The organism is Aeromonas sp. R10-2, assembly GCF_040908445.1.
In the GTDB taxonomy this organism is placed as follows: domain Bacteria; phylum Pseudomonadota; class Gammaproteobacteria; order Enterobacterales; family Aeromonadaceae; genus Aeromonas; species Aeromonas veronii.
Genome location: NZ_JBFODS010000018.1, coordinates 49,441 through 63,360 on the forward strand (window position 1 = coordinate 49,441; position 13,920 = coordinate 63,360).

The 13,920-nt window shown below is 53.4% G+C and carries 11 protein-coding genes and 2 pseudogenes; 4 read left to right on the forward strand and 9 right to left on the reverse strand.

Going from position 1 to position 13,920, the window contains the following annotated elements; translation table 11 throughout:
• Positions 1 to 93 precede the first annotated feature (93 nt).
• The 5 genes from AB5Y97_RS03880 to AB5Y97_RS03900 all read right to left on the reverse strand — a co-directional run bounded on the left by AB5Y97_RS03880 (position 94) and on the right by AB5Y97_RS03900 (position 6,350).
• On the reverse strand, positions 94 to 1,686 hold the full coding sequence (locus tag AB5Y97_RS03880) for an ABC-F family ATPase (protein WP_139474278.1): 1,593 nt from the start codon (positions 1,684 to 1,686) through the stop codon (positions 94 to 96).
• 166 nt (positions 1,687 to 1,852) lie between these two features.
• Positions 1,853 to 3,505, reverse strand: coding sequence for a cation acetate symporter (locus tag AB5Y97_RS03885; RefSeq protein ID WP_026035062.1), 1,653 nt, complete (start codon positions 3,503 to 3,505; stop codon positions 1,853 to 1,855).
• Positions 3,506 to 3,516: 11 nt separating this feature from the next.
• Entirely contained in the window at positions 3,517 to 3,828 is a 312-nt protein-coding gene (locus tag AB5Y97_RS03890; RefSeq protein WP_005336970.1) for a DUF485 domain-containing protein, read from the reverse strand.
• Positions 3,829 to 3,933: 105 nt separating this feature from the next.
• Positions 3,934 to 4,560: a 3'-5' exonuclease gene (locus AB5Y97_RS03895; protein ID WP_201948329.1), complete on the reverse strand. Its 627-nt coding sequence runs from the start codon at positions 4,558 to 4,560 to the stop codon at positions 3,934 to 3,936.
• Positions 4,561 to 4,562: 2 nt separating this feature from the next.
• Positions 4,563 to 6,350 carry a putative nucleotidyltransferase substrate binding domain-containing protein gene (locus AB5Y97_RS03900; RefSeq protein ID WP_368157259.1) on the reverse strand — a complete coding sequence of 596 codons (1,788 nt, stop codon included), beginning with the start codon at positions 6,348 to 6,350 and terminating at the stop codon, positions 4,563 to 4,565.
• Positions 6,351 to 6,518: 168 nt separating this feature from the next.
• Here AB5Y97_RS03900 and AB5Y97_RS03905 point away from each other — a divergent pair, with 168 nt between their 5' ends.
• The 3 genes and pseudogenes from AB5Y97_RS03905 to AB5Y97_RS03915 all read left to right on the forward strand — a co-directional run bounded on the left by AB5Y97_RS03905 (position 6,519) and on the right by AB5Y97_RS03915 (position 8,178).
• The gene (locus tag AB5Y97_RS03905) at positions 6,519 to 7,325 is read left to right on the forward strand and encodes a crotonase/enoyl-CoA hydratase family protein (protein ID WP_201948332.1); all 807 of its coding nucleotides are present in this window, start codon (positions 6,519 to 6,521) and stop codon (positions 7,323 to 7,325) included.
• 18 nt (positions 7,326 to 7,343) lie between these two features.
• Positions 7,344 to 7,871: pseudogene (locus tag AB5Y97_RS03910) on the forward strand (phage portal protein); the annotation flags it as partial.
• 58 nt (positions 7,872 to 7,929) lie between these two features.
• Positions 7,930 to 8,178, forward strand: coding sequence for an ogr/Delta-like zinc finger family protein (locus tag AB5Y97_RS03915; RefSeq protein WP_368157260.1), 249 nt, complete (start codon positions 7,930 to 7,932; stop codon positions 8,176 to 8,178).
• A gap of 20 nt (positions 8,179 to 8,198) precedes the next feature.
• Here the strand turns inward: AB5Y97_RS03915 and AB5Y97_RS03920 are convergent, their stop codons facing one another.
• The 4 genes and pseudogenes from AB5Y97_RS03920 to AB5Y97_RS03935 all read right to left on the reverse strand — a co-directional run.
• Positions 8,199 to 9,005 carry a retron system putative HNH endonuclease gene (locus tag AB5Y97_RS03920; protein ID WP_201948362.1) on the reverse strand — a complete coding sequence of 269 codons (807 nt, stop codon included), beginning with the start codon at positions 9,003 to 9,005 and terminating at the stop codon, positions 8,199 to 8,201.
• A complete protein-coding gene (locus AB5Y97_RS03925; protein WP_201948360.1) occupies positions 8,989 to 10,704 on the reverse strand; it encodes an AAA family ATPase in 1,716 nt (571 codons plus the stop codon). The genes AB5Y97_RS03920 and AB5Y97_RS03925 overlap by 17 nt, the downstream gene beginning before the upstream one ends.
• Complete coding sequence (locus tag AB5Y97_RS03930) at positions 10,701 to 11,639, reverse strand: retron St85 family RNA-directed DNA polymerase (protein WP_201948358.1); 939 nt, start codon at positions 11,637 to 11,639, stop codon at positions 10,701 to 10,703. The genes AB5Y97_RS03925 and AB5Y97_RS03930 overlap by 4 nt, the downstream gene beginning before the upstream one ends.
• A 359-nt stretch (positions 11,640 to 11,998) precedes the next feature.
• A pseudogene (locus tag AB5Y97_RS03935) lies at positions 11,999 to 12,247 on the reverse strand (hypothetical protein); the annotation flags it as partial.
• 75 nt (positions 12,248 to 12,322) lie between these two features.
• On the opposite strand from AB5Y97_RS03935, the gene AB5Y97_RS03940 reads away from it, so the two are divergent.
• Positions 12,323 to 13,884, forward strand: a protein-coding gene (locus tag AB5Y97_RS03940; protein ID WP_088813959.1) for an IS3-like element ISAs20 family transposase whose coding sequence is annotated in 2 segments (ribosomal slippage) — positions 12,323 to 12,785 and positions 12,785 to 13,884 — 1,563 coding nt in all. Because the reading frame shifts where the segments join, the coding sequence is not laid out codon by codon here.
• The last annotated feature ends 36 nt before the right edge of the window (positions 13,885 to 13,920 follow it).

Sequence of the window (13,920 nt, forward strand, 5' to 3'; positions counted from 1 at the left end):
GGTTATACGCCATCTCAGTCGTCTAAAAACGGGATATAAAAAAACCGGCACCTGAGTGCCGGTTTTTCATTGCGAACTTACGCAGGAGCGGGGTTATACCACGCCCTGGGTGCGCAGGTAATCCTCGTACGTGCCGCCGAAGTCGCGGATGCCATCTTCGGTCAGTTCCAGGATACGGGTCGCCAGGGAGGAGACGAACTCGCGGTCGTGGGAGACGAAGATCAGGGTCCCCTGGTAGAGCTCCAGCGCCATGTTCAAGGATTCGATGGATTCCATGTCCAGGTGGTTGGTCGGCTCATCCATGATCAGGATGTTGGGGCGCTGCATCATCAGCTTGCCGAACAGCATGCGACCCTGCTCACCACCGGAGAGCACCTTGACCGGCTTCTTGATGTCGTCCTGAGAGAAGAGCAGACGGCCCAGTATGGAGCGTACAGCCTGCTCGTCTTCGTTCTCCTGTTTCCACTGGGCCATCCAGTCGAACACGTTGAGATCAGTGTCGAAGTCTTCGGCGTGATCCTGAGCGTAGTAACCGATCTGGGCGTTCTCGGACCACTTGATGGTGCCGGTATCCGGTGCCAGTGCGCCGACAAGAGTCTTGATCAGGGTCGATTTACCGATACCGTTGGTACCCAGAATGGCGACCTTCTCGCCCACTTCCATCATCATGTTGAGGCCCTTGAACAGGGGACCGTCGCCATAACCCTTGGATACACCTTCCACTTCCAGGATGTTGCGATAGAGCTTTTTGTCCTGCTCGAAGCGGATGAAGGGGTTCTGGCGGCTGGAGACCTTGACGTCCTCAATCTTGATCTTGTCGATCTGCTTGAGACGGGAGGTCGCCTGACGGGACTTGGAGGCGTTGGCGCTGAAACGGGAGACGAAGGATTGCAGATCGGCGATCTGGGCCTTCTTCTTGGCGTTGTCGGCCAGCAGACGCTCGCGCGCCTGGGTGGCGGCCAGCATGTAGTCGTCGTAGTTGCCCGGGTAGACGCGCAGCTCGCCGTAGTCCAGATCCGCCATGTGGGTACAGACGGAGTTCAGGAAGTGACGGTCGTGAGAGATGATGATCATGGTGCTTTCACGTTCGTTGAGCACCTGCTCCAGCCAGCGAATGGTGTTGATATCCAGGTTGTTGGTCGGTTCGTCCAGCAACAGGATATCGGGGTTGGAGAACAGCGCCTGTGCCAGCAGCACCCGCAGTTTCCAGCCCGGCGCCACTTCGCTCATCGGGCCGCTGTGCTGCTCAAGGGGAATGCCGACACCCAGCAGCAGCTCGCCTGCGCGCGCTTCGGCTGTGTAGCCGTCATATTCGGCGACTAGACCTTCCAGCTCGGCGGCCTTCATATAGTCTTCGTCGGTGGCTTCGAGGTTGGCGTAGATGGCATCGCGCTCGGCGATGGCTGCCCACAGCTCGGTGTGGCCCATCATGACCACGTCCAGTACGCGCATATCTTCGTAGGCGAACTGATCCTGACGCAGCTTACCGATGCGCTCGTTGACGTCCAGGCTCACATTACCGCCAGTGGGCTCCAGATCACCGCCGAGGATCTTCATAAAGGTGGACTTGCCACAGCCGTTGGCGCCGATAAGGCCATAGCGGTTGCCGCCGCCAAACTTGACGTTGATGTTCTCAAACAGCGGCTTGGCGCCGAACTGCATGGTGATGTTGTTGCTGCTTAACAAGGTATGTGTCCCGATTGGTCTGTCAAATGGCGCGCATTATGGCACAGATCCCCCGAAAGTTTTAGCGAGAAGTGTGATCTTGATCGGGGCAAGCGGGGCGTGCAGCCGATTGATGGGCAATAAAAAAGCCGGCGCGAAGCCGGCTTGGAAGGATGAACTTGATCTGTTAGTGGGAGGTGGCGCCAGAGGCCCCCAGCCCGGTTTGGGAGCGAACGAACTGCGGCAGGAACTTGGCATGCTCGTCGGCGGCGTTCTGGGAGCTGTCGGTGATGGAGAAGAACCAGATCCCGACGAAGGCCAACCCCATGGAGAAGAGGGCAGGGTATTCGTAGGGGAAGATGGCCTGGGCATGGCCCAGCACTTTCACCCACACGGTCGGACCCAGGATCATCAGGGTCACGGCGCTCACCAGTCCCAGCCAGCCACCGTAGACGGCGCCACGGGTTGTCAGGCGTGACCAGAACATGGAGAGGAACAGTACCGGGAAGTTGCAGCTGGCGGCGATGGAGAAGGCCAGACCGACCATGAAGGCGATGTTCTGCTTCTCGAACAGGATCCCCAGACCAATGGCAACTACGCCCAGCACCAGAGTCGTCATTTTGGAAACGCGCAGTTCATCGGTCTCGTTGGCCTTGCCCTTCTTCAACACGCTGGCATAGAGGTCATGGGAGACCGCAGAGGCACCGGCCAGGGTCAATCCGGCAACTACCGCCAGAATGGTGGCAAATGCCACGGCGGATATGAAGCCGAGGAACAGGCTGCCACCGACCGCATTGGCCAGATGGACGGCCGCCATGTTGGTGCCGCCCAGCAGGGCGCCGGTGGCGTCCTTGAAGGCCGGGTTGGTGCTCACCAGCAAGATGGCGCCAAAGCCGATGATGAAGGTGAGGATGTAGAAGTAGCCGATAAAGCCGGTGGCGTAGAACACCGATTTACGCGCCTCTTTGGCATCGCTTACGGTGAAGAAACGCATCAGGATATGGGGCAGACCGGCGGTACCGAACATCAATGCTAGACCGAGCGAGATGGCGGAGATGGGGTCAGCAACCAGGCCTCCCGGGCTCATGATGGCAATCCCTTTTTCGTGCACCTTGACCGCTTCGCTAAACAGGGCACCGATATCGAAGTTGACCGATTTCATGACCATGATGGCCATGAAGCTGGCACCGGAGAGCAGCATCACAGCCTTGATGATCTGCACCCAGGTAGTGGCCAGCATGCCGCCAAACAGCACGTAGAGCACCATCAGGATACCGACCAGCACCACGGCCACATGGTATTGCAGGCCAAACAGCAGCTCGATCAGTTTGCCGGCACCGACCATCTGGGCGATCAGGTAGAGGGCGACCACCACCAGCGAACCACAGGCGGAGAGGGTACGCACTTCAGTCTGCTTGAGACGATAGGAGGCGACATCGGCAAAGGTATATTTGCCGAGGTTGCGCAGCCGCTCGGCGATCAGGAACAGAATGATGGGCCAGCCCACCAGAAAGCCGATGGAGTAAATCAGGCCATCGTAGCCGGAGGTGTAGACCAGCGCGGAGATCCCGAGGAAGGAGGCGGCGGACATATAGTCACCGGCGATGGCCAGACCGTTCTGGAAGCCGGTGATACGGCCACCGGCCGCATAGTAGTCAGAAGCCGAGCGGTTGCGCTTGGAGGCCCAGTAGGTGATGAACAGGGTGGCGGCCACAAAGACTACGAACATCACGATGGCCGATACATTGAGGGGTTGGCGTTGTACCTCGCCGGTCAGCGCATCCGCTGCCAGCAGGGGGGAGGAGGCCAGTGAGGCCAACAGCAGCCACTTGCCTTTCATGCTTTTTGCGCTCATGACTGCACTCCCTTGAGGATTTTCTGATTCAGCTCGTCAAACTCGCCGTTGGCCCGAAACACATAGATGCCGGTCAACACGAAGGAGGAGAGGATCAGTCCCACCCCGACCGGAATGCCACGGGTGACGGTGGTACTGTCGCTGAGCGGGGTGCCCAGCCAACCGGGGGCAAAGGCGATGAGCAGAATAAACGCCAGGTAGAGTCCCAGCATCAGAGCCGAGAGGGCCCAGGCAAAACGCTGGCGCTTGGCGACCAGCTCCTGGAAGTTGGGATCTTGCTGGATCCTCAGATAGCTTTGCTGTTCCATTGCAGTTCTCCATGACATGAGTGTCAGCGGTGGATGGGGTAACCCCGACGAGCAGGCAATCTGCTCATGTAAGCAAAATGTGAATTAAATGTTATTTGTCGACAATTAGACTTTGGGATAAGCCAGCGGCGAGCCGCAGATCAGGCGCAGGTAGATAAGCGCGGCCGTGGTGGCATCGGCAAGGGCATCGTGGGCGGGCAGGGATGGCAGTTCAAGGTGGCTGCAGATGGCGTTCAAGTGGAGGTCAATGGCCGCATCGGGATAGCGGCGATAGAGGTGGTCGTGATAGAGCTGGCTCACCTCGATCCCTCGCTGGGGCAGGGTCAATCCCCACAATTTCTGGCAGGCGAGATTGAGAATGCGCAGGTCATAGGCGATGTGATAGCCCACCAGTTCACGGGGGCCGATAAAGTCGAGCAGCAAGCGCAGCGCGGCTTCCAGCTCCATTCCCTGTTGCAGATCCTGATGGCGCAGACCGTGGATCACCACTGATTGGCCGGTCAGGCTGGCCGGTGGCTGCACCTTGATGGCGAGGGCCTCGCCGGTCAGCAGCCGGTTACCCTGAATGCGCACCGCCCCGATGGAGACGATCTCTGCCTGCTCGGGATCGAGACTGGTGGTCTCGAAATCGAGGGCGACCCGTTCATCTTTCGGTGGGGTGGCAAAGAGCGGCGCGAACTCGCCCGTTCGGAACGCGCGGCCATACAAGTAGCGTCGAGCGCGGCTCAACATGGCTATTGTCTCAGACGAAAGTGCAAGGTGAGCCACTGCTGGAACTTCTTCACCTGATGCAGCGCCTGGCGCAGCAGATCCCGCTCGCTGTGGCTGAGCTCGCTTGTCTGCACCCGACTATTGCCCCCCTTGAGCTGGCTGCGCAGCCTAAGCCGGATAAAGAGCCGGAACGCCTCCGCCAGATTGCTACCATAGTCGGCACTGAGCCGATCGGCGGCCACCAGCGCATCGATACGCCCCAGGGTTGAGGTCTCCAGAATGCCTGCCTCAAGGGCCAACATGCGGATGCCGTGTACCAGCGGGAACAGGCCGCCCCGCTTCAGATCCAGCCCTTCCGGTGGCTGCTCCAGCCTGCCAAACAGGGTGAGCGGGGCATGGAAGGCCACTGCCGGTCGCACCATCTCCGCCAGCAGATCCCGTCTGTCCGCCAACTGCTCGCGCAGCGCTCTGGCAACCGGCAGATGCAGTTGGCGATCTCCCGCGATGGGGTGGGCGTCAGCAAGGGTGGCGAGCCAGAGCAGCTCCTCCTCACTGGCCGTGGTGCAGGCGCTGGCAATGGCGCTTTGCCACTCATCGCCTGTTTTTACCCAGGCCGGATTGTTCACCATCACCTGCCCGGGGCAGAGGGGGTAGCCGAGTCGCTCCAGCAGGGCGCTGAATTCGGCCAGATCGGCAGCCTGGGTGGGCCATGCCAGCCCCTCTGGCAGGATCAGGGCGTTGTCCTGATCGGTTTTGAGGATCTGCTCGCCGCGCCCCTCCGAGCCCAGCATCAGCAGACAGACCTTATCCTGCACCTCGGGGGGGATCACCAGCGCAAAGGCTTTGGCGATCAGCTGTTCGTTGATCGTGGCGATGAGCTTCATCAAAAAGGCGGTGTGGATCCCCTGGGCAAACAGCGAGCGGGTCAATTGCTGCTGCTCGCGGGCCACCGCCTCCAGTGCGGGCAGGCTGTCGGCGCGGGCGATACGCAACGTCAGCACGTGGGAGTGGGTCGAGAAGAGCCCCAGCACCTGAGTCAGTTGCAGGATCCCCGCCACCTCGTTGCCACGCCACACCACCAGTCGCTTGATGCGATGGCGGGTCATCAGCAGCAGGGCATCAAACAGATAGCTCTCCAGCGGCAGACCAATCAGCGGCGTGGGGGTCAGCACCGAGAGGGGCGCCGTCAGCGGCAATCCCTTGAGGGTCAGGGCGTGGAGCAAGGTCTTGCGGGTTGCCAGCGTGAGGGAGCCGTCGTGGGCGGGGTAGAGCAGGCAATCGGTCCCCTTGCTCACCATGGCTTCGGTGGCCGCCAGCAGTGATAGCTTGCTGTCGACGATAAGCGGTGCCTGCAGGTGGCCGGGTTCGATGCGGGTCAGGATAAACTCCGCCAGATTCTTCTGCCCCAGTTGTTCGCGTTGCTCCTGTTGGCGCTGGCGCTCGGCCAGATTGGCGGTGAAGTAGCTGGCAAACTGCGGATCCTGCTCACAGAGCGTCAGAAAGGTGTGGCGAGGGATGAGCTGGCAGAGGCTGTCTTCCAGTGCGGTGAAGCGGTGGCGGCAGCGGCCGTCAAACTGGGCGCGCACATCGAACAGGTCATCGACCCCGTAATCACCAAACTGGTGGTGAGGGGCAGACTCTTCCACCGCCCCCTTGATGATGAGATAGAGGCCGGGAGGCTCGTCCCCCTCTTTTAGCAGCAGATCCCCGGCCCGAAAATAGCAGAGCGAGAGGTGACGGGAGAGTCGCTCGCGGGCCTCCTCGCCCAGTCGGTCGAACGGTGGTCTGGCAAAATTGAACAGGGTTGACATGACAGCGTCCTCTGCTGGCTTGCGGCACTCATGCAGCTCTCAGTGTGACAAAGGGAGGGGGAGGCGACCAGCCGACTTTAGTCTCAGCTGTACCACCTGTTCACACTCTGATAACGTGGTGGTATGACCAGTGAGTCAGTTTCAGGGATCAAGGAGAGGACAAGGGAGATGGAAAAACCAAGGATCAAGTGCGAGATCCACGACGGGATTGCCGAAGTGATGTTGACTCGGGGGGATAAACTCAATGCGCTGGATCGCGCCATGTTCAGTGCCATCGACGAGACGCTGACGCAGCTCGCCCGGCACAAGGGGCTGCGGGCGGTGATCCTGCATGGCGAGGGGCGGGCCTTCTGCGCCGGGCTGGATGTGAAGTCCATGCTCAAGCAGCCAGTGGCGGCGCTCGATATTCTCAAGCGCGAGGCGGACGAGGCGACCAATCTGGCCCAGCGGGTTGCTTATGGCTGGCACCAGCTGCCGGTGCCGGTGATTGCGGTGACCCAGGGAGTCTGTTTTGGCGGTGGCTTGCAGATTGCGCTCGGCGCCGATTTTCGCTTCAGCACCCCCGATTGCCGCTTCTCGGTGATGGAGATCAAGTGGGGCATCATCCCCGATATGAGCGGCAGCGTTACCATGCGCAACTTGATGGGGCTGGATACCGCCATGGAGCTGGCCATGAGCGGGCGCGAGCTGGATGCCGTCGAGGCCAAATCCCTCGGGATGGTGAGCCGGGTCTGCGCCGATCCGCTGGTGGAGGCGCGCGAGTTTGCCCGCACCCTTATCACCAAATCGCCCGATGCACTGGCGGGGATCAAGCAGCTCTACAGCCAGGCCTGGGCCCGCAGCGATGAGGCGATGCTCAAAGAGGAGACCCGCCTGCAAAAGCAGATCCTGGGGCGACCCAATCAGTGGCGGGCCACCCTTAACAGCCTGTTTCGCTGGCGGCTGCCCTTCGGGCCGCGCCGCAATCCGCTCTGACTGCGAGCTGCACGAGCGATCTATGGTATGCCCGATTACCTGGGCGGCCTGCAGTCGGCTCTGCTTAACCAGGATGCCACCCTGTTTCGGCGCAAATACTTCCTCAACGGCGCCCACATGGGCTTCATCTTCTACGCCACCGACCCGAACATGGACGACGACACCGAGGAGGAGATGAAGGAGATGATCGCGAGCAGCAAGGGGGTGGGGAACTTCCGCTCCATGTTTGTGAACATCCCGGACGGCAAGCCAGATGGCATCAAGCTGATACCAGTGGGGGATATTGCCACCAAGGATGAGTTTGCGGCCATCAAGGGGATCACCGCCCAGGATGTACTGACCAGCCACCGCTTCCCAGCGGCGCTGGCCGGCATTATTCCGACCAATGGCGGGGGAGGGCTCGGGGATCCCGAGAAGTACGATGCCACCTATGCCCGCAACGAGGTGCTGCCGCTGTGCGAGCTTATCCAGGATGCCATTAACAGCGCGGGACTCCCTCGCTCCCTCTGGGTCGATTTTCGGGAGAATATCGGTTCAACTGTATAAACAAACAGTGTCTGCTGTGGCAAGATAGGCTGTTGATTTGGATAGAAAAGGGGGCGTAATGCGGGTTTATTGCAAAGTGTGTGGCCAGCGGGGCCGCATTACCAAGACCAACCGACTGAGCGATGATGTCACGGATCTCTATTGCCAGTGCACCGATGCCGAGTGTGGCCACAGCTGGGTGGCCACCCTGTCGTTCGCCCACACCCTAAGCCCCTCAGCCAAGACCATCAACCAACTGGTGCTGAGCTTAATGGGGTCGCTGACGCCAGAGGGGCGGCAGTTGGTATTGAAAGAATTGAGGGGGTGATAACCCCCTAATAATATTAATTAACCATTGAAATTAAGTGCCGCTAATTTTTTTTCTGCAAAATCTCCCATCAAAAATCTTTTTGTTGTAAAAAAACTGGGCCATTTAGATGAGAACCACATTTTGAAGTTGTTTTCAAAAAATAATACATCTTGCTTACTTCTAGCAATTAGCACTCGCCTATAATAGTCATCACAAATCATCTTACGCCTTTTAGTCAGCCTAGTGCAATTTAAGTTAAAAACATTAATCGTATTCTGAACGAGTTCCTCAACACTTTGATGAACGTTGTGTGCTGGAGTATATAGTGAGCAGTTATTAGTATTCGGATGAATTTTCCCGTCTTTTTTGTTAACAACGAAAAGCGATTCTTTAATTATTTCAAGAGGGTTTAATACTAGCCCAACACAATTTTTGGAAATGACTCCACCTTCTTCCAATCTATTTTTATGAGCATCGCATGAGAGTCTGTCACTCGGTTCAAGACTCGCATCGGAGTTGGTTTCTGATTCTGAATCGGTATTTCCTTTTTCACCACCAAGACATACACCAATGATATTGGTCCACTCTAGATCTAGGTTTGTGGTGGCTTGAGTGTCACCTTTAGAGTGAAAATGCTCCAACCTTTTCATACTATTATCTATATCTTTCAGTGGTACTTCACAATAGGCGCACAGCTCACCTTGATCAGCAAAAATTATTTTTTTTACTGTTCTATAAGATCGTCTACTTCTATGTTTTCTAAACTCACCCCATTTCCCGTTAGGGTTGTTTTCTCTATAGCTAGATAGCGCTTGAGGTTCGGCTGATTTATTTATTTTTTTCATTGAGAACCTCCAGTTCCCACTTCCGAGCTTCAATATAAAGGTCTAGTTCGTTTATTTCATCGTCTTCATCGGTGAAGTTATTTTCTAATTCCTTTCTCAATGAAATTGCAAGCGGACTATCCCATTTGTCATTGTAAACCAAATCCTTGTATTGATTTAGTTTTTTGGTTTCATCTAATTCTGAATATCTGTCGTCAACATAAAAATTTTCATTCATTACTCGTGATGCTTTTGCTCCTAATGTGCCTTTTATGGAGTTTCTTATCCCTCCATCTTGGAGTATTTTGACTGAGTCATGGTGTACGGTAGATATCACGATCGGGCTATGTGTTGTCAAAATAAACTGTATATTTGGGAATGTATTAGTCAGTTTAGGAATCACACTCTGTTGCCATTTCGGGTGCAGATGTAGATCAATCTCATCAATAAGAACTATTCCGTGACCATTAAGTGGCGAATCATTTGAGTTTGAAGTCGCAGCTGGGTTTAATAAAACCAACCGTCTTGCTATATCGCCAATTAAAGATATTAATGTTTTTTCACCTTGTGAAAGACTATTGATGCTTATAGTCGTTTTTTCCCCATTCGGATTGATTTTATCTGCTACAAGATCAAATTCTGGGATTTTTTCTATTCTTAGATTGCTAATACTAGGCAGGAATTCGTATATTGCTTTTGCAACAAAGTCTAATGTATGTTTATATTTTATTTTGTCTTCTGATGTATTTTCAATAGTGTTAATTTGTTTTGTTATGCTGGATATACTCGCCTTAAGCATATTAATGGAGTTGGTGAAAACATCGCCAGCTGACTGCAACTCTTTGTTTTTAATTAGTTTTTTTAGGTGCTCATAGTCATTTTTTAAAGATGCCCTTCTTTGGATAAGTTCATTAAGCTCTGTGCCTACATGACCGATAATATCGTCAATATACCTAAACCAACTTATAAAAAGTTCAAAGCTATTCTTTTCTGATAATGCCAATGCATAGCCATCATACTTACTCCATGTTTTATTTTTAAATGTTGACTGTATTACTCTTTCCGCATCTGAACGACTCATTGTAACTGAACGCTCAACAGGATAATAAGCAACAAGCGGTAATCCTAGATCTGTTTTTCTTGAGTTAATAACTCTATATATATAAGTAAGCGTGGATAATTCGGAGTGATCGCTATATGACTTTAAATCAGTACCAGTAATTGCTTGATTAAGTTCACTAATATAGTAATTACTATCATCAAGCTGATAAGTACATTTTATTGATGAGGTAGAAACTCCTTGACCTTTTCGTATATCGTTTATATCAATAGTTGTTCCTGCACTGAAATTTTTATTATCTGACTCAATGCCTCGTCGGATCAAGTTCAACGATTTGAGTATGGCATCAAGAATGGTTGTTTTCCCTGTACCATTGTTACCAACCAAAACTGTTATATTGTTATGATTTGATGTTTTTAATTCAATGTTGGTTATTCCTCGGAGATTAATTATCTTGACATCTCTGAGTTTTAGCTTCATTTTCTCACTGAGAAAGATTTTCTCAAGTTTTTGAGTGTACTGCTCAGCTATTTCATCATCTTGTTGAACGAACTTACCTTGCCTGTAATATTTTGCAAGCCTAGCTATAGAAGATAAGTCATTTTTTTCCGACTTAATTATGAGATCTCTAATTGATTTAGATTTTCTTATATCAGTCATTTTAACTCTCGCTTGATCAAGTCTTTCACAAATGAACTTCCATATTTATTTGCTATCTTATCTAGGAAGTTAGCATCGATACTCCTGCAGAATGAAATCAACCCTAAAAGATGGTTCATTCGTTCATCATCCAAATTACCAAGGGTTGCTTGGTGGATTAGATGGTATATATATTTTTTGCGCGCCCTGCCTATTGATAGTTGCTTATCATTGGTTATGGTTATACCAGTAACATGACGGTTGTGTGCTTTAGAAGAAAAAACAGTCTTCTGCTCATTAATTGTCATTGCGCCAGAAAACTCTTCCTGTAGTAAAATTTTTACTATATGCGGCAAATTGAATAATATGTTTTTTTTCTTTGTTGAAAATGTTAAATCGTCTGCATACCTACTATAAGAAATACCTAGCTTATCGCAAACACTAGAAAGTTTACTGTCGAATGAGAACATTACTATATTTGAGATAAATGGCGATGTTGGGGCCCCAACACTAAGGATTAATTTCCCATCCTTTTTTTTGCTTGGGTTCCAGAAGATGAGCCTCTCAATTGTCTTTTGATGGATTTTGGGAAGCATAATATCTTGCTTGTTCAAAGATGACCAAAAAAGTTCAGGTTTAATGCTGTTAAAAAAATTATTTATATCCATTTTCAATAGATATTTATTTTTTTTGTGAACAGTTGCATTGGTGATGATACTACGGCCTTTGACATATGCGTGAACGTTGTCGTGGATTTTTACACTAGGTTCTAGCAATTGCAGGATTAGCCGCTGGATAAGCTTAAGGGGTTTAGCTGGATGGGCAATGATACGATATCCCGAGCGTCTTTTCGGGATTGCATATACTTTGTACATGTAAGGAGCTTTATGAGAGAGAATCGTTAGCTCTGGGCGGCTTAACTTGGACTCCTTGATGATTTTTTCGATCAAAAGCATGCGCTTATCTCATCGCCTTAGAAAGGTATAAATAAAAAGCCTAAGAGCTATGCTCTTAGGCTTCGTTGCTCTTTACTAGAGGCCGCGAAAGCATCGCATTCCTAGACAAGCGAAGCGGATCTAGGAATGCGATGCTTTCGCAACCTCAGATCCGTTCAATAAGTTAGAGTCTGGCTAAACACCCGACTAGACTAATCACGTTAGTCTGCACACTAAAGAGCAAAGTAAGTCTATGTCAATCACTCTACATTTACAATCCTCCACTTGGACAAGTGGTTAGTGGCTTGTTCATCTACAATCTCTCATGTTTTTCAAGTGAACTTCAACGTGCTCACATATTGGCAATAATCAGACGCTACTTAGTAGTACAGTGCCGATTGACGGTTCGCTTTCTGTTTATCCCCGAGCCTAGTTCTCGCGCTAACCGTGTTCTTCCTCAACATAGGCGTGTCCAGCTTTTCCAGTTCTGCCCACATGTGTGACTGATAGGGCTGTGGCAGCATCTCGATCCAGTGGTGTGCACCGGTGTGGCCTTGTGCCTCATAGACCTTGCCGCACAGCTCAACCAGCATCGGCCAGTCCGGATCGTCTTCCGGTACCGCGTACTCCCCCGGTGTCAGAATAGTTGTCGCCTAATCTGAATAATCTAAATGTGAAGACCGGGGGCGGATAAAGAGTGTCGAATGGCTCGTTATTCAAGTGAGCGCAAGGCTGCTTTGCTCAAGAAGCTGCTGCCGCCCATCAATATGTCGGTGGCCGAGTTGGCTCGGCAGGAAAACATCAGCGAGGTCACTCTGTATAATTGGCGCAAACACGCCAAAGACGGAGGGTCTCCTGTGCCCGGGGACAACAAACTGACCGATGAATGGCCCGCCGAGGCCAAGTTCGCCGTCGTGCTGGAAACCGCTGCGCTTTCCGAGATTGAACTCAGTGAGTACTGCCGCCGTAAGGGTCTCTATCCCGAGCAAGTCCAGCAATGGCGCCAAGCCTGTATTCTGGGCCAGCAATCCGCTCGTACCTTACAACAGGCGGAGAAGGCACAGGCCAAAGCGGACAAGAAGCGTATCCGGCAACTGGAGCAAGAGCTGCGGCGCAAAGACAAGGCCCTGGCCGAGGCAGCAGCTCTGCTGATATTGCAAAAAAAGCTCGATGCCTACTGGAGCAACGTCGACGAGGACAACTGACCTCGTTGCCAGAGCGGCAGCAATACGTTGCATGGTGGCGCGAAGCGCTTGAAGCTGGCGCCCGCAAGCATCCTGCGGCCGAGGTGTTGGGGCTGAGTCTGCGCACGCTCCAGCGCTGGTTGGCCGGGCCTGAGCTGAGTGCCGATAGGCGACCGGATGCGGTTCGTTCCATACCTGCTCATGCATTGAGCCCAGAGGAGCGGCAGGCCGTGCTGGACGTCTGCAATAGCCAGGAGTTCGCCTCGTTGCCGCCGAGTCAAATTGTGCCACGGCTGGCCGACCAGGGGCGCTACTTGGCCAGTGAGTCGAGCTTCTATCGCATCTTGCGGGCGGCTGACCAGCAGCACAGGCGTGGCCGGAGCCAGCCACCGCGCCATGTGCCGGTACCAACCAGCCATACCGCGACTGGGCCCAATCAAGTGTGGTCCTGGGATATCACCTACTTGCCGTCACTCGTGCGCGGCCAGTATTACTACCTCTATCTGATAGAGGACATCTACAGCCGCAAAGGGGTGGGCTGGGAAGTGCATGAGCAAGAGTGCGGTGAACGGGCGGCGGCGTTGCTGCAACGGAGCATCATCCGCGAGCAGTGCTGGAAGCAGCCGCTGGTCTTGCACTCGGACAACGGCGCGCCAATGAAGTCAGTCACGCTGCTGACCAAGATGCATGACCTGGGTGTCACGCCCTCGCGGGGACGGCCTCGGGTCAGCAACGATAATCCGTACTCGGAGTCATTGTTCAGGACGCTGAAGTACTGTCCGCAGTGGCCATCAGACGGCTTTGCCAGTCTGGAAGCGGCCAGGGAGTGGGTGCGCGACTTTATGGCCTGGTATAACGAAGAGCACCGGCATAGCCGTATCCGCTTCGTCACACCCAACGAGCGGCATCGGGGTGACGATAAAGCCCTGCTGGCGAAACGGGATGCTGTGTACCAGGCCGCCCGAGCACAACACCCAGCGAGGTGGAGTGGCAAGACGCGAGACTGGACACCTATCGGTGCCGTGATGCTAAATCCGGAGCGGCCCGAGAAACCCGAGCCGGAGCAAAAAGAGGCTGCTTAAAACAGCTTTGCGCGACAACTATCTTGAAAAACGCCG